Genomic DNA, 16,755 nt, shown 5'->3' on the forward strand with positions numbered 1-16,755 from the left:
ATGCGACATGCTTACCTCGCCAGGTTTCGAACACGTTGCAGATCGGTATAACCTCCGCGGGGACCAAGCGTATCCGTAATCCACTTGATCGCTGCCATATGATCATTCAGTACCACTTGACTGAGCGGATCAGGTCCGCTTCGCTTCTTGATTCGTACTGCATTCATTCTACCCACAGGTACGTGATGAACAGCGCGTACCCGAAGTCCGCTGATCACTGCCTTCGCTTGTGCGAGTGGCGGAACTTCCAGTGAGGATATCCCCATGACCTCAAGTCCTTTTCGGCTTATTGCATGTGGAATAGCTGTCATGGATGCCCCCCGGAGATCGGATCTTGCGAGTATGCTGTTCAACATGTGTTTGGCCTCCACTACCGGATGAACGGGATGATGAGTGACCGGCCCATGGTAGTCGTTAAGCGCCACATCCGTTCCCTTCAGCACAGCCTTCACGTAAGGCGCAAGATGCTCTGCGGGAATTGCGATATCTGCATCAGTAAATAACAATACCTGACCGCGCGCCTCCGCTGCGCCTACTTTTCGTCCTCCATCATGCCCCAGCGCTTCTGTATACGTGAGCACTCGTGCTCCAGCCCGTTTGGCTGCGTTAGCCGTACCGTCTGTTGAACCATTCACAACGACAAGCACTTCAGCATCACGGCATATCCGCCGCGCTTCACGGACAACTGCACCAATCCTTTTCTCCTCATTCATGGCAGGAATAATGACCGAGAGTATCGGTCGCTGAGAAACATCCCTGTGTGAAGGAGCATCACTCATGCCATTTTCCGCTCCATTCTCTACTCTATCCTCAGCCTGTGACATCAGCTGTTTGGATGGAATAACGAACGTATAGGCCTTTGTACCCTTTTTGTGTCCAGACTTCCATCTTCGTTTCTTCAGCACTGTTTTTCTTCGTGTCACATTGGATCGGGTTGCATAACGTGCTGTGGTACGGGTTTTGCGCAACAGTTTCACCTCCCGCATTCGATCATCGGCATGCCAAGGGAGTACACGTTATTCTATGTATTCGTGGAGCAGTGGAAACGGCGTTTGTCCTTGCACGAAGCAGGTTCTCCCTGTGAACACGAGGGTACAGGCCTTGCTTTTAGACAAAATACGCCAAAATATGTGAAAAACGCTACCTCTCCCCTACTTCAGATACAATTTTAAAAAAAATCTAAATTTGTATCTTTTCCAAAGTTTTACATTGTGATAATATACGTTCCAAGCAGTTTTATTTACAAAAAAAACCTTATGGTGAACATAAGTTCCCATATATTTTTTAAATCAATTTATTGACCTTAGGTTGATTAGATGATGACCTCATTCACAGAACCTGTTAAGCAGATACATTTTACTCTTGAGAGGAGTGATGCCGTTCAGAACACACTGCCTTTGTCATTTACGCAAACCCGGATTGAACACCCCAGTTTTCCGTGAACGTATCTTCTACCTGCGCAATTGGACAACCCCCGGCTTTCTGAAAGAGGAACACAATAGACGATTAAACCTTCGGGCTGAACTGAATAAACGGTTATCCTTTTTGTTTGGTGTCGTGCTTAACACTTCACGAGCTAAGGCCAAGCCGATTTTGTTCCAATCGTTTCTTGTCTTATTCCACGCTTCAGGTTCAGCCCCACGCTCCGCGCTGCCCAAGTTGCAGACGGAATTCCAACCGAGACTGGCATGAACATTTTCCAACCAAAAAATAAGTTTAAGAATGGGAGAGTTTACTATGAAATTCGCCAAAGTTATGCCAACAATTCTTGGAGGAGCTCTTTTGCTCGCTTCCGTATCCTCTGCTACTGCAGCTCCAGTGTCTGATCAATCCATTCCACTTCAGGCCCCTTATGCCTCTGAGGAGGGTATTCCATTGAACAGTGGAACAGATGACACCATCTTTAATTACCTTGGACAGCAGGAACAATTCCTGAATTCCGATGTGAAATCCCAGCTCAAAATTGTCAAAAGAAACACAGATACATCTGGCGTAAGACACTTCCGCCTGAAACAGTATATTAAAGGTATCCCGGTTTATGGTGCAGAACAGACGGTCCACCTGGACAAAACCGGAGCCGTGAGCTCCGCACTTGGCGATCTTCCACCGATTGAAGAGCAGGCCATTCCGAATGATGGTGTAGCCGAGATCAGCGGAGAAGACGCGATCCGTATTGCAACCGAAGAAGCAACCTCCCGGATTGGAGAGCTTGGCGCCGCGGAAATCACGCCTCAAGCTGAATTGAACATCTACCATCATGAAGAAGATGGTCAGACGTATCTGGTTTACATTACGGAAGTAAACGTACTGGAACCTGCCCCTCTACGGACCAAATATTTCATTAACGCAGTGGATGGCAGTATCGTATCCCAGTTTGACCTCATTAACTTTGCCACTGGAACAGGTACAGGTGTGCTTGGAGATACCAAAACCCTGACAACCACCCAATCCGGCAGCACCTTCCAACTGAAAGACACCACTCGCGGCAATGGCATCCAAACGTACACGGCAAACAATGGCTCCTCACTGCCTGGTAGCTTGCTCACAGATTCGGATAATGTATGGACTGATCGTGCAGGTGTAGATGCTCACGCTCATGCGGCTGCTACGTATGATTTCTACAAAAACAAATTCAACCGTAACGGGATTAATGGTAACGGATTGTTGATCAGATCAACCGTTCACTACGGCTCCAATTACAATAACGCCTTCTGGAACGGGGCACAGATTGTCTTTGGTGACGGAGACGGAACGACGTTCCGATCCCTGTCTGGTGACCTCGATGTTGTGGGTCATGAATTGACGCATGGTGTCATTGAGTACACAGCCAATCTGGAATATCGTAATGAACCAGGTGCACTCAACGAAGCCTTTGCCGATATTTTCGGTAATACGATCCAAAGCAAAAACTGGCTGCTCGGTGATGATATCTACACACCTAACATTCCAGGAGATGCGCTGCGCTCCCTCTCCAATCCTACATTGTATGGTCAACCTGACAAATACAGCGATCGCTACACAGGCACACAGGACAATGGCGGTGTCCATACCAACAGTGGTATCATCAACAAAGCTTACTACCTTGCTGCTCAAGGCGGGACACATAATGGTGTGACTGTCACCGGAATCGGCCGGGATAAAGCGATCCAGATTTTCTACAGCACACTGGTGAACTACCTGACACCAACGTCCAAATTTGCCGCTGCCAAAACAGCTACCATTCAAGCAGCCAAAGATCTGTACGGAGCAACTTCCGCTGAAGCTACTGCTATTACCAAAGCGTATCAAGCTGTAGGCCTGTAAAATCTTATTTTAATGAACTTATAATGTACTCATCATAATGGTAACAAAACGTTCAGACACCCCTCACCGTCCGAACGGATTAAGCTTAGATCAACCAAAAGCGGTGTCCCGGACAACTCTGGACACCGCTTTTGTCATTTAGTTATTACTGATACAATCCTGCACTATCCTTGCGAAGGTCCCGCAGCAATCCATGACAACAACCCGTACGTATGCTTGCAATCTGCTGTACGTGACACTTCAAGTACCGCTTCATCCTCACTCTGCGAGAGCAAGGAAATCTGGAATCCCCGATCATTACTCATGCCCACAATCACATAATGTTCTGAAGCAAATGACTCTTCAAAAACAACGGTTACCTCTGTGCTTCCTTCACTCTCTGGCAGTACAAAAGCTTCCATTCCGAATTGTTGTACAACCGGTTGCTTGCTTACGCTGCGAACGGGTTGGAAGGCCAGATGTTTGGCCTGAACTGCACCCGATTGCAACTGGCTGCTGCCCACGGCATCATCACACAGATGCTCTTGTGTAATCGATTGTTCACTTAACATAAACTCCGTAGTTCCAGCGATCTCCTGTGACCGTTCAAGCTGTGGTTGCTGAGCCTGATCTGCCTGATCTGCCTGCTCCGTCGTGAACAAAGCTGCCGATGGTTCGCCAAGCTGATCTGTTTGGGATATCAACTCTTGTTGTTGCTCCAGACCAGCACTCGGTAATGCCTCGACGGTTACCCGCTGTGATTGCTGTACACCTTCATTTTCTGGTTGAAACAATCCCTCTTGTCTTTTGATAGCTGCCAGTTGCTCCAGCGTTTCTCCACTGAACTGACGAATCGCATTCCATATCTCTTCGCTCAGATGCGCTGGACCTACAATCCCCACATTCAAATGATTAGAGGTAATACTCTGCTCACTCAGTTTGCTGCCGTTCACGCTGCCATCGGCCAATTTGGCACTGGTGACAGACCCATTTTGCAGATGAACCCCGCTTACTGCTTCCTCTTCCAGATGAGTTGTGCGAATACTGCGCTCCTGAATATGATCAGCAAGGATCGTTCCATCCTGAATATGACGAGTTTGCACACTTTTGTCTGCTATGTGGATAGCCGATACCGCACCTTCAAGCAATTTATTACCATTTACACTGCCGTCAGCCATTTTGGCACTTGTTATGGAACCATTGTGCAGGTGAATCGAACTTACCGATTCCGCTTTGAGGTGGGAGATCCCAATGCTTCGCTCTTGAATATGGTCAGCATGTATGGCTCTCTCTTGGATATGACGGGATTGCACACTTCCATTGGCAATATGGACATCCAACACCGCATCGTCAAGCAGTTTGTCGCTGCTCACACTGCCATCCGCCAGTTTGGCACTCGTTACGGATTCACTTTGCAGATGAACCGCACTTATTGCTTCCTCCTCCAGATGGGACGTACCAATGCTATGCTCCTGAATATGATCAGCAAGGATCGCTCCTGCCTGGATATGGCGAGTTTGCACACTTTCCGACGCGATATGGCTCCCCAATACAGTATCTTCGAGCAATTTGCTGCCGCTAATGCTACTGTCAGCCAATTTGGCACTTGTTACGGACCCATTTTGCAGATGAACCGCACTTACCGCTTCCTCTTCCAGATGGGCTGTGCCTATGCTTCGCTCCTGAATATGACCAGCATGAATAGCTCCTGCCTGAATATGCCCGGATTGCACACTTTCCGATGCGATATGAACCCCGGATACCGTACCTTCGAGTAACTTGCTGCCAGTTATACTGCCATCCGCCAGTTTGGCACTCGTTACAGCTCCATTTTGCAAATGAATGGCACTTACCGACTCCTCTTCCAAATGTGCTGTGCCGATGCTCCGCTCTTGAATATGATCAGCATGAATAGCTCCTGCTTGAATCTTACTGGATTGCACACTATCGTCTGCAATGTGGATATCTGATACTGCTCCTTCAAGCAATTTGCTGCCGGTTACACTGCCGTCGGCCAACTTGGTACTTGTTACAGACCCATTTTGCAGATGGATGGCACTTACTGCTTCCTGTTCCAAGTGAAGCATGCCGATGCTGTGTTCCTGAATATGGTCAGCAAGGATTACTCCTGACTGGATATGGCGGGATTGCACACTTTCAGAAGCGATATGGATTCCCGACACCGCATCTTCGATCAACTTGCTGCCGGTTACACTGCCGTCGGCCAGTTTGGCACTGATGACAGACCCATTTTGCAGGTGAATCGCACTTACGGCTTCCTCCTCCAGATGTGTTGTGCCGATGCTCCGCTCCTGAATATGGTCAGCATGAATGGCCCCAGCCTGGATATGCCCGGGTTGCACACTTTCTGACGCAATATGAATCCCCGATACGGTTCCTTCAAGCAATTTGCTGCCGTTTATACTGCCATCCGCCAGTTTGGCACTTGTTACAGATCCATTTTGCAAATGAACTGCACTTACAGACTCCTCATCCAGATGAACTGCGCCAATACTGCACTCTTGAATATGATCAGCAAGGATTGCGCCTTCTTGGATATGACGGGTTTGCACACTTTCATTGGCAAGGTGAGTAGCCGATACGGTTCCTGCAGCTAATTTGCTGCCATCCACACTACCCGTTGCTAGTTTGGAGCGTGTTACAGATTCATCCTGCAAAATAATTGTACTTACCGCTTCTTCTTCCAGATGAGATGTTCCGATGCTGCGTTCATGGATATGATGAGGAAGAATTTCACCATCTTGAATATGACGGGAATGCACAGCTCCTTGCTGCAGGTGAACAGCACTTGTCGACTCTGCCTGAAGATGCAAACCACTGATCAAACCTGGCTGAAGGTGAGCCGCTGTAATGGATAAAGGTGCCAGATGGTCTGTTTCGACAGCTCCAGGTGCCAAGTGATGCGATGTGACCACCTGTTCAGCAATATGCTCCTCATGAATGATGTCTGCCTTCAGATGCTGTGAGCTCACTACTTGAGTCCCCAAATGGTCAGATTTCACGCTGCCTTCAGCCAGATGGACGGATTGTACAACGGATGGCTGCAAGTGCTCGCTACCTACAGCAGCCTGTTGTAATTCTGTCCCGGATACCGAGTCTGCTGTCAAATGGTCCGCACTTATGGAGCCATGCCGAAGTTTGTTGCCGGTAATACTGCCATCAGCAAATAATTCCGGTGAGCGTATTTCTTCCGACAAATGTTCCAGTGAAACGGAATGCTGCTTCAGGTGATACCCACGAATCGTTCCTGCTGGAATATGTTTGGCGTTAATACTTTCTGCCATAATTTTGGAAGAAGTCACGCTCCCGTCTGCCAGTTTAGCCGACGTAACAGCAAAATCTGCCAGTTTATCTGTGGCAACACTCTCTGGCGAGAGCTTGGGGGAGGTAACCGCATGATCTGTTAGATGAGGCGGAAAAATGGACCCACCAGCCAGCTGGGCTGAAGTTATACTACCAGGAGCCAATTTGTCTGTTGTGACTGCCGCCCGTGCAATAGCATCCGTTTCAACACTGCCTGGTTGAAGATGAGGTACCCCTACTGCATGTTCTGTCAGGTGATCTGATTTCACTGCATAAGGTCTCAGGGCCTCGGAACCAACGCTCCCTGGAGCCAGATGTGTACCTGTGACTCCACCACTTGCAAGATGTGAGGATATGACACTTCCCGGGGCAAGCGCCCTGCTACTAACCGATGCCGTTCCAAGCTTTTCTGTTGTCACACTTCCATCCGCGAGCTTAACGTCTGTAACCGCACCATCCTGCAATTCATACGTACCTACGGCCGACTCTGCAAGATGCCGCTCACTCACCACGTCGTCTGCAAGAGCATCTCCGGACACACTGCCGGTAGATAGATGAGTTGCCTCGATGCTTCCACTTGCAATGTGAATGGAGTGAATTGCAGAATTGTCCACATGTACCGGTGTGATTCCCCGATTCGCAATGTGTTCCGCACGAATGGACCCCTTGGCAAGATGTTTACCTTGTACGGCTTCATCCGCAATTTTGGAAGAAATGACGCTCTGATCAGAGATCTTGGATGCCGTAATGGACTGCTCCAGCAATTTTGCTGTTCCCACAGACTGGTCTGCCAGTTTGCTGCTGGTTACTGCACCTTCCTTCAAATGCTCACTGCCCACTTCTCCATTGCCAATCTGCTCCTTGCCAACGGAATGAGCGCGAATCTGACTTGATCCGATTGAACCGTCCAGGAGATGTCTTCCAGTTAGTGAACCCTCAGCTAAATGTCTTGTTTGTATGGATCCATCCTCTATCTGGTCACTTCCAATACTGCCACTTAATAGTTGTGAACGACCGACAGACCCTTCTGCCAGATGTGTCTGTTTAACAGCACCTGCCTGAATGTGGTGAGACTCGATGGAGTGTTCTTCGATTTTGCTGCCTGTGACTGCAGCTTCGCGAATTTTGGATGTAGTCACTGCATCGTCAGCCAGTTTGGAGGTATTCACAGCTCCCCCCGTGAGATGTCTTGTATCCACCCCGCTAATCGCAATCTTGTCTCCAGTTACGGCATGATTCTTGATTAATTCTTCCGTTACCAGCATCCGGCTGAGATGTCTTGTGCCGATGGAACCGTCGGCAATTTTGGCCGAATCGATGACCTGGTTGCCAAGCTTCTGAGAAGTAATACTGCCATCTCTGATTTTCTCACCTGCAATAGAAGCATTTCGTATTTTGTGACCAGACACAGAGCCGTCAATCAGGTGCTCCTCAGATACAGACGCTTCCGCAAGTTTCGCCGAAACGATGGCCCCGTCGGCAATGTGAATGCTGGTCACCGCATAATCCTGCAATGCTTCACTGCCGACCGCATCCGGTTTCAGCTTGGAGGCATCCACAGAGAAAGGAGCCAACTTGCTCTCCGTAACAGCAAATTCACTCAAGTCGTCCGTGTAGATGTAGTGTCCGGTATGACCCGGCATCTGGTTTTGGTTCAGGATTTGCAGCCGATCCTTGTTTGTTATCTCCTGTTTGTTGATGTCCTGCTCTTCTTCCAGAGCAACCGGAGCCAAGCTGCTAACCTGAATCTGCTTTTCCGTGCTATCTTGTGTCTCAACTTCCTTGCTATCAGACTCTACGGGTTCCGGCTTGATTTTGGCTTCGATCTCTAGCTCTTCCAGCTCGTTTGTTGAAGCAGGTAGCTCCGTTGGTTCAAATAGGAATTCTTCCGACTCCTGAACAGCTCTCGAATCCCTTTTATTCGTATTCAAGCGTTCTTCCCTATTCACAGTGAAACCTGAGTTCATCTTGTCTGCCCGGCGATCAGTCAGTTCCAATTCCTTAAATTTCGGGCTCACATGCCGCAGTTTCGGCGTCGGAACCTTCTTTTTGCCATTTTTACTCATGCAGCTTGCTCCTTCCTCTAACGTTCGTCTCCGGCATCATATGCTTCCATATGGGCATCTGCCACTTCATTTATGACTTTTACGGATTCCAGAGCACGAATGTACAGGCGTCAAGACAGGAAGGTTCGATGATCTTCGTGGAAATAGGCGTGTCAGGGCAGCAGAGGAAAGGCGGCTGTCCACGCCCCCGTCCCAGTCATGTCATAGGATATTATATCTAGGTCGTGTCTGAAAACTCGCTGAAGTGCATCTTTCACCGTCTTTTCGCCCCCTGCTACGTCACTTTCCCTTGACGTGCTCCGGCACGCCTGCGGAAAACTTCCTTGTTTGAAACGAAAATTCGGCAAAACCTGCTTCCTTCGGAGTTTTAGACACGCCCTGAGCAAGCACTAGTGCTTGGCGATGCATCTTACACACCGGTCTGCGTTATCGCGATGTCTGAGCCATGCGGTGACAGGCCGGCATTCCATGAATGGACGATCCATGGTCGCGATAACATCGAAGGAGGAACGGTCATGCTCCAAGAAACGATCGGCATTATGTTCGATTCACGCATGTACCGGGGGATACCGGCCGGAAGGACCGGTCAGGAATCACTCGCGAATTATGAACAGGCAGCGGCCAGTTATGGATTAACTCCCTGCTTTTTGAGGCTGGAAGATATCGATTCGGATCAAAAAACATGTCTTGCCTATGTTAAAAAAGAAGGCAGATATGTTCGCGAGCGCATGCCACTGCCCTCCGTCATTCATAACCGCTCACTCCAGCTTCGCCGGACGGAACAGCATCAGATTACCAAGCTGATGTTGCAGGGTATCCAGGTATTCAACGTTCGCAACCGGTACCGTAAAGATCACATTCATGACATGCTTCATCAGGACCTCGCCTTGCGAGAACACCTGCCCCATGCAGTTAAAGCTACGCCAGAGTCTCTGGCCTATATGATGGAACAATATGATGACCTCGTCATCAAACCATGCAGCGGCAGCATCGGTCATGGTATTATGCGAGTCTTTGAGCGAGATGGACAGTGGAAACTAACCTGTGAGACGAAGGCTGCACGCAAAGGGTGGGCTACCTTCCGATTGAGCAAAGGACAGCTTCCTTCCGCTACCCTAAGGCGGATCTTTCGCCATGCCTACCTCATTGAAGAGCGTATCCCGCTGGTACGTTATGAGGGCAGACCGGTAGATTTACGGGTATCTGTACAACGTGGCGGCGATGGTCTTTGGGGAATAACAGGCATGTTTGCCAAAGCGGCTCCTGCCCATACGTTTGTCAGCAATATCGCCCAGGGCGGTAAAGTCATGAAGCTCGCAGAGGCCCTTGGATTAGGAGAATCTGGCTTTGACTTGGCACGACTGGAATACAGAATCGGACTCGTTGCACTTCGAATTGCCCAGAATCTGGCGGCCAGTCTGCCACATCTGGCTGATCTGGGTCTTGATCTCGGGATAACGCGCAGCGGCCAGATCTACTTTATTGAATGCAATGGACGGGATCAGCGTTACGGTTTCCGCAAGGCGGGAATGTCGGAACACTGGAAGGCAACGTACAGCAAACCAATGGCTTATGGGCGTCTGCTGCTGGAACAGAATTCGAGGATTCCGAGACAACCGCAGACATACGATAGGAGACTATATTGATTTCGTGTGCATTCTGTGTCAATATTATGCAGAACGGCCGGTCTTGCCGGCCTTGAAGTTCGCATTAACCCTAAGGGGGATATTCATGGCAAAAACGCTGTTGCGATTAATGACCGAGCTTTCTTCGCGCAAATGGATCTCCCGGACCGTGGGAGCCTTCTCCAAAAGCCGGGGAAGTAAGGCATTTATCCCTTATTTTGTCCGGACCTACGACATCCCTGTTCAAGAGGCCGAGAAAGATTGGAAAGAATACCGTTCACTGAACGATTTCTTTACCCGCAAATTAAAGCCGGGCATGCGCCCGTTGGAACTTTCAGAGCATGCACTGATCAGCCCGGTAGATGCCAAGATTACGGCAGCCGGTCCAATATCTGCAGGGACACTCCTGAATGTTAAGGGACAAAATTATACACTTGCTGAATTATTAAACCATTCTCCCCATCTGGAGAAGTACAAGCACGGGTACGGGTTCGTCCTCTATCTCAGCCCTCGCGACTATCACCGCATTCATGCACCTGTCAGCGGCCGCAAAATAGAGAGCGAACACATCAAAGGCAAAGTTTATCCCGTGAATGACTTTGGCCTGACCCATATGAGATCCGTGCTTAGTCGAAACGAACGGCTCATTACGTATATCGCACATGATTACGGTGAAGTGGCGGTTGTCAAAGTAGGTGCAATGAACGTGAGTAGCATACAGTATGCTGATACGGACACAAGTACCTGGGCACAAGGCGATGATCTGGCCTATTTTGAATTCGGTTCCACCGTTGTTCTGCTGACGCAAAGTGGCACATTCGAACCAAACCCCGGCTTACAGCCAGGCGATTCGGTCAAAATGGGCGCATTGCTTGGTCGTTTGAAACCGAAGAACTAATGAGTCCATACGCAAATAAAGAGGATGGCGCAGCACCTGTAACCAGGTATTGCGCCATCCTCTTTATGAATTCATATTCATCCATATATACATGCAATACGAAGCTTCGCTCCGTCGTTATTGGTCTGCTGAGTTCTCCTCAAAACCACACATCTTGCAAGTCCTCTGCCGGTTTGAAGCGACGCAGACGGTTCCGGAAAATATTGCATCCCTTCGTAGAGCATCCCCGGTTGCGGACCCGACGTTTTCCGTTCATCACAAGTTCCCCCTTTTGGTCATCTGGAATGCTAGATAATTACCCTTGCGTTCCAGACTTGAAACGGTTTCCTGTTCTTCTCATCAGAATTTCAACGAATCTCGGACGGGCTTTTGCCTGTATACTGCTTGAACTGACGACTGAAGAAGAAAATATCCCGGTATCCCAGAGCATCCGCCACTTCGGTCACATTCATGCCGGTATGCACCAGCAGATGTTCCGCCCGTTCAATACGCATGCGGATAATATAAGATTGCACCGATGATCCAACCAATTCCTTGAACTTGATCGAGAAGTATCGGGGCGATAAGCCAGCCCGCGCAGCCAGATCTTCCACCCGATGCGTAATCCCCGGATGCTGACGCACATAATTGGCGACCTCCTGGATGACATCAGACAACTGGTTGCTTACCTTTTTCTCCACAGGTTCTTCCGTATCAGCCCGCAGCAAATGAATCATCAATTGCTTCAGAATCAATCGGCTCTCTTCATCACGTCCGTACACATCCGATAAGAACAGTCTTACATAACGTGCCAGCAAGTGCTCAAACTCCACCGTTTCCTGTACTTCGCGATAGGACTGGGGAACATCAGCAACAGGCACGTCCACATCAAAATGAATATACGTAAGTACCAACGGTTTTTGCTTATTATGTGTTGCAGTAGGATGATCGCCTGGCCTGAACAAAAAACAACTACCCTTGCCAACTTCATACGACTGGTCATTCAGTATAAGCGTTCCTTCACCACTCCATACATAAAATAAATCATAGTTTTGCATCGGTTTTTCCCGTTTCTGCCACTTCCAGCCCGGTTCACAGACAATTTTGGCGACAGCGGGCAAAATAACAAATGATGACGGCGATGCCTGCAGCATGTCGCCACTCCCCCTTGATAGTTAATCTCTCTGCATATGGCATCATTCTGATCTGAATCTCACATCTTCAATCAAGGCCATATGTATTTCAGTATCTTGCATGATTAAATACAACTTGCTCATATATGATCTCTGCTCCTAGGAGCGAAATGTCTTATCCCATTATACAGCGGAATTCACCGAAACGAAAATGTGCACTTCTCCCAGGCTAACCGCATTCGCCGGATTCCCTCTGTCATCTCTTCTTTCTCCAGATGTGCAAAAGCAAAACAGGCCGCCGGATGACCTGAAGTCAGCCGATATCGCTCTGCATCACGAAACAGTATGCCATCCTCCTCAGCAAGCTTTTTAAATCGCTGATAACTGTCCACATCGCCATTCCAGGTAGCGTAGATATGCAGTCCTGCATCACCAAGCTGCATCGTGAATGCTTCCGGCAACTGTAGTTCCATCTCTCGCACAAAAAAATCATGCCGTTCCCCGTATAACCGGGTTAACCGCCGTAAGTGCCTCAGGTAACCTCCTCTGGTCATAAATTTCGCCAGTGCGCGCTGCTCTAACAGCGCCGGAGGTACCGGTTCATACAGCGCTTTGGCGGCAAGGAGAGGTTCTACCAGGCCAGGCGGCAGTACAGCATAACCAAGTCGGAACGAAGCAACCATCGTTTGTGAGAATGAACCAACGTAGATGACGCGCTGTTCACGATCAAGCACTTTGAGGGGTTCAATCGGTCTTCCGCCCCATCGGAATTCACTGTCATAATCATCTTCAATGATGACCGCATTCCGCTTTGAGGCCCACGCAAGCAAGGCACGTCTTCTATCCAATCCCAATACGGCCCCTGTTGGAAACTGCCGGGTAGGGGTGACAAATAACGTCTGTGCCTCCCAAGGCTGAGGAATAATGCCTGCGGCATCCACCTCTGCCGGGATGATATGCCCACCACAGGACTTGACGGCATGGGCAATGCCCGGGTAACCCGGATTCTCCAATACAACTGCTGTATTCTCCGTAATCAGCAATTGAGATAGTAAGGTGATGCCTTGCATTGAACCACTGAACAATACAATCTGAGAGGGTTCAGCCTGAATACCACGTGTCCATCTGAGATGGGAGGCGATGGCCTCACGCAGCTCCGGATCTCCGGCTACACCGCTCGATTCTCGCCAACCACTGCGATGAACCGCAGCGAGTGCACTTTTCCACTCCCCTAACGGGAAATGTTCGGCAGGCATGCGCTGCATTTGAAAATTAATGATGGACGCCTTCGGTGAAGACATTGGAGTCCGCAGGACTTCATGTTGCGTATTCAACATCTGTACTCGTTCCCCCCAGGCAGACAGCTTGAGAACAGCTTCCTGTTTTTCATTTTCCTGAGTGGATAATGTTTCGGTTACAAATGTACCTCTTCCCCGATGTGCATGGACATAACCATCCGCAAGCAGCATGTCGTATACCTGAGCTACCGAACCACGTGACATCTCATATTGCTTTGCCAACTCACGGGTTGAAGGAAGCCGCGTGCCTCCCACCAATGTGCCTGCATGAATGGCATCACGTAACGCATGGTACAATGCCTCATACTTGTATCGATGCTGAAGTTCATAGGTATCCATCGGCAGCCACATTTCCATCATGCACCTCTCTTCATTTGTCTTCATTTGTGATCTCCAACTAATTGGCCTACTAAAGTGAATGTAAATTGGATCTATTTCATTGTCAATGTATGAACTATTGTTATTCATAAGAGATGGCGTTCTATTATATATTGATGGGGGAATACGCATGAGACGGAAAGAATTCACAGTAGATGAAGAACAAGAGATTACGGCATTTCTGGATCAGTGCTCCTTCGGGTTTCTGGGAACGGTCAGTCCGGACGGACAACCACGGGTTACACCGCTGAATTTCGTATATATGGACGGTTGCTTTTATTTTCACGGCAGTCTGGCTGGTGAGAAGATGAAACAGATCAAACAGGATTCGTCGGTCAGTTTCACGGTGGCTGAAGAGTTCTCCTTGATTCCATCCTACTTCAGTGATCCTGAGCTTGCTTGTCCGGCAACTTCTTTCTTCAAAAGTGTCATGGCCTTCGGTCAGGCAGAACCGGTTAAGGATCTTGATATCAAAAGTAAGGTACTTCAACGATTCATGGAGAAACTCCAGCCGCAAGGCGGATATGTACCCATTGACGCTACTGACTCGCGTTACACAGGAAACCTCAAAGCTGTAGCCGTTGTAAGAATTATCCCGGAACGAGTCACTGCCAAATTTAAATTCGGACAAAATTGGTCCATTGAACGCTTGGATCACATACGTGGTGAACTGGAACAGCGCAATGAGGGACGAGATGCTGAAACCGCTGAGATGATGCGGAAATATTGTCCATTTCATCAGCAATAAGTTTCATTTCTTAAGGATTACTCCAAGGTTGAATTCAACGATAACCCACTCGAAAACCCTCTGCAACAACGCGGTAAAGCGATATAACTGTCATATTGCGTAATTTCCGTGACGGGGGCATGTCAAGGTGATATAATGTTAGGCAGTTGAATCACAAAGACTTGGAAGGATGAAAAGAATGAATCCACTGGCTGAACAGTTGAACGAAAGTATTCAGACAGGCAGCAGTCACGTCTACTCCATGCTGTCACAGCTTGGCAAAGAAATTTATTTTCCAAAAGAGGGGATCTTGAGTCAATCTGCTGAAGCAGCAAGCTTGGCCAAGACCCATAATGCCACGATTGGTATCGCCCTGGAGGGTGGTGTGCCGATGCATCTTCAGGTTATTCAGGAGAAGCTGTCTGCATTCCAGCCAAAGGATCTGTATCCTTACGCTCCACCTGCAGGCAAACCTGAATTGCGGACCGTCTGGAGAGACAAGATGCTGAAGGAAACGCCTTCCCTGAAAGGCAAAACGTTTGGCAATCCAATTGTAACCAATGCATTAACCCATGGACTAAGTATCGTAGCCGACCTGTTCGCCGATGAAGGGGACGCTGTCATATATCCGGATAAAAACTGGGAAAATTACGAGCTGACCTTCGGAATTCGTCGTCATGGCCAGTTGGTTCATTATCCCCTGTTCGATGATCAGTTGAACTTCAACAGTGATGGTCTGCTTCAGGCTTTGCTTGATCAAAAGGACAAAGGTAAAGCGATCGTACTGCTCAACTTCCCGAATAACCCAACAGGTTATACGCCTGGAGCGGAAGAAGCAGATGCAATTGTGAACACGATTCTTCAGGCAGCTGAAGCCGGCGTTAACGTGGTTGCTGTAACAGATGATGCCTACTTCGGACTGTTCTTCGAAGATTCCATTCATGAATCCCTGTTTGGCAAACTTGCCAACATTCATCCACGTGTGTTAACTGTAAAAGTGGATGGTGCAACCAAGGAAGAATTCGTATGGGGCTTCCGCGTTGGATTCATTACGTATGCCCATGAAGATGCAACCGTTCTGCACGCATTGGAACAGAAGACACTCGGTATTATCCGGGCAACGATCTCCAGTGGCCCGCATCCTTCCCAGACTTTTGTATTGGATGCGCTCAAAGCACCGGAGTTTGAAGCACAGAAACAAGAGAAGTTCGAGATTATGAAAGGCCGCGCCAATAAGGTAAAAGCCATTCTCGATAGCGGCAAGTATGGAGATGCATGGGACTATTATCCGTTCAACTCCGGTTACTTCATGTGCCTGAAGCTGAAAGAAGTTGGCGCTGAAGAACTTCGAAGCCATTTGCTGCACAAATACGGTGTGGGTACAATTGCGCTGGGTGAATCAGATCTGCGAATCGCCTTCTCCTGTATTGAAGAATCCGGATTGGAAGATCTGTATGAAACCATCTATCGTGGAATTCAGGATCTGCGGACGACTTAGTTAAAACAGACAGTAGCGAATTAACGCAATTTCAATGGTTCAGGGGAAAGAGGATCATGTCTGAACCCTGAATGATATAAGAACCCTCTGTATGCCGGGATGACGTTACATGTCTCCGAATATACAGAGGGTTCTTTTGGTGGTTTACAACTCATCAGATATCACTTACCACACCGGGACAGCTGCCCAAAAGCTCGAATTTCTAGCTTTACCGGGCATCGGCCCAATCAGCCTAACCCCAAGGCACATAATATACGATGTACGCAAGGGCGTGCCAAACAACCACTTGAAAGGGGAATGACCATGTCTGGAGTTGAAGATACAAGAGGCGGTTATGGATGCGGCGGTTACGGAGGATTTACTAACACAGGTGCCATTCTCGTTCTGTTCATCTTGCTCGTGATCATCACTAAATCGTTCCTCTGTTAGTACCAAAACACACTTGCGCGAGAACCAAGTGATCTGATTGCATGATTCCATTACAGCACAAAGAAGGGTATACCGGGATACAGCCCGGAATACCCTTCTTTTGTTATCTTTTGTACCT

The 16,755-nt window shown here is 48.6% G+C and carries 11 protein-coding genes; 7 read left to right on the forward strand and 4 right to left on the reverse strand.

The window, feature by feature from the left end:
- Positions 1–11: 11 nt before the first annotated feature.
- Positions 12–968: a glycosyltransferase family 2 protein gene (locus tag J2X75_RS20865; RefSeq protein ID WP_310339720.1), complete on the reverse strand. Its 957-nt coding sequence runs from the start codon at positions 966–968 to the stop codon at positions 12–14.
- A gap of 406 nt (positions 969–1,374) precedes the next feature.
- Here J2X75_RS20865 and J2X75_RS20870 point away from each other — a divergent pair, with 406 nt between their 5' ends.
- Positions 1,375–1,692, forward strand: coding sequence for a hypothetical protein (locus J2X75_RS20870; protein ID WP_181156162.1), 318 nt, complete (start codon positions 1,375–1,377; stop codon positions 1,690–1,692).
- Positions 1,693–1,737: 45 nt separating this feature from the next.
- Positions 1,738–3,303, forward strand: coding sequence for a M4 family metallopeptidase (locus J2X75_RS20875; protein WP_310339724.1), 1,566 nt, complete (start codon positions 1,738–1,740; stop codon positions 3,301–3,303).
- Positions 3,304–3,467: 164 nt separating this feature from the next.
- On the opposite strand, the gene J2X75_RS20880 is transcribed toward J2X75_RS20875, so the two are convergent.
- Positions 3,468–8,672 carry a WIAG-tail domain gene (locus J2X75_RS20880; RefSeq protein WP_310339726.1) on the reverse strand — a complete coding sequence of 1,735 codons (5,205 nt, stop codon included), beginning with the start codon at positions 8,670–8,672 and terminating at the stop codon, positions 3,468–3,470.
- 515 nt (positions 8,673–9,187) lie between these two features.
- Here J2X75_RS20880 and J2X75_RS20885 point away from each other — a divergent pair.
- Both J2X75_RS20885 and asd read left to right on the forward strand, forming a co-directional pair.
- The gene (locus J2X75_RS20885; protein ID WP_091020862.1) at positions 9,188–10,318 is read left to right on the forward strand and encodes a YheC/YheD family endospore coat-associated protein; all 1,131 of its coding nucleotides are present in this window, start codon (positions 9,188–9,190) and stop codon (positions 10,316–10,318) included.
- A gap of 85 nt (positions 10,319–10,403) precedes the next feature.
- Complete coding sequence (asd, locus tag J2X75_RS20890) at positions 10,404–11,195, forward strand: archaetidylserine decarboxylase (RefSeq protein WP_047841263.1); 792 nt, start codon at positions 10,404–10,406, stop codon at positions 11,193–11,195.
- A 347-nt stretch (positions 11,196–11,542) separates the two neighbouring features.
- Here asd and J2X75_RS20895 read toward each other — a convergent pair whose 3' ends face one another.
- Positions 11,543–12,328 (reverse strand): AraC family transcriptional regulator, encoded by a 786-nt coding sequence (locus tag J2X75_RS20895; RefSeq protein WP_169480586.1) that lies wholly within the window; start codon positions 12,326–12,328, stop codon positions 11,543–11,545.
- 176 nt (positions 12,329–12,504) lie between these two features.
- Entirely contained in the window at positions 12,505–13,962 is a 1,458-nt protein-coding gene (gene pdxR / locus J2X75_RS20900) for a MocR-like pyridoxine biosynthesis transcription factor PdxR (protein WP_310339951.1), read from the reverse strand.
- Positions 13,963–14,113: 151 nt separating this feature from the next.
- On the opposite strand from pdxR, the gene J2X75_RS20905 reads away from it, so the two are divergent.
- From J2X75_RS20905 to J2X75_RS20915, 3 genes are all read left to right on the forward strand, one after another.
- Positions 14,114–14,731, forward strand: a complete 618-nt coding sequence (locus J2X75_RS20905) for a pyridoxamine 5'-phosphate oxidase family protein (protein ID WP_310339730.1) — start codon at positions 14,114–14,116, stop codon at positions 14,729–14,731.
- A gap of 178 nt (positions 14,732–14,909) precedes the next feature.
- Positions 14,910–16,208: an aminotransferase class I/II-fold pyridoxal phosphate-dependent enzyme gene (locus J2X75_RS20910; protein ID WP_310339732.1), complete on the forward strand. Its 1,299-nt coding sequence runs from the start codon at positions 14,910–14,912 to the stop codon at positions 16,206–16,208.
- Between the two features lie 303 nt (positions 16,209–16,511).
- Complete coding sequence (locus J2X75_RS20915) at positions 16,512–16,637, forward strand: YjcZ family sporulation protein (RefSeq protein WP_206759599.1); 126 nt, start codon at positions 16,512–16,514, stop codon at positions 16,635–16,637.
- Positions 16,638–16,755: the final 118 nt, after the last annotated feature.

Source organism: Paenibacillus sp. 2003, from assembly GCF_031455635.1.
GTDB classification, from domain to species: Bacteria; Bacillota; Bacilli; order Paenibacillales; family Paenibacillaceae; genus Paenibacillus; species Paenibacillus amylolyticus_B.

Bases quoted from the DNA above. Each gene is read 5' to 3' on its own strand.
- J2X75_RS20870 (WP_181156162.1), top strand. From the start codon at position 1,375: ATGCCGTTCAGAACACACTGCCTTTGTCATTTACGCAAACCCGGATTG.
- J2X75_RS20875 (WP_310339724.1), top strand. From the start codon at position 1,738: ATGAAATTCGCCAAAGTTATGCCAACAATTCTTGGAGGAGCTCTTTTG.
- J2X75_RS20880 (WP_310339726.1), bottom strand. From the start codon at position 8,672: ATGAGTAAAAATGGCAAAAAGAAGGTTCCGACGCCGAAACTGCGGCAT.
- J2X75_RS20885 (WP_091020862.1), top strand. From the start codon at position 9,188: ATGCTCCAAGAAACGATCGGCATTATGTTCGATTCACGCATGTACCGG.
- asd (WP_047841263.1), top strand. From the start codon at position 10,404: ATGGCAAAAACGCTGTTGCGATTAATGACCGAGCTTTCTTCGCGCAAA.
- J2X75_RS20895 (WP_169480586.1), bottom strand. From the start codon at position 12,328: ATGCTGCAGGCATCGCCGTCATCATTTGTTATTTTGCCCGCTGTCGCC.
- pdxR (WP_310339951.1), bottom strand. From the start codon at position 13,962: ATGGAAATGTGGCTGCCGATGGATACCTATGAACTTCAGCATCGATAC.
- J2X75_RS20905 (WP_310339730.1), top strand. From the start codon at position 14,114: ATGAGACGGAAAGAATTCACAGTAGATGAAGAACAAGAGATTACGGCA.
- J2X75_RS20910 (WP_310339732.1), top strand. From the start codon at position 14,910: ATGAATCCACTGGCTGAACAGTTGAACGAAAGTATTCAGACAGGCAGC.
- J2X75_RS20915 (WP_206759599.1), top strand. From the start codon at position 16,512: ATGTCTGGAGTTGAAGATACAAGAGGCGGTTATGGATGCGGCGGTTAC.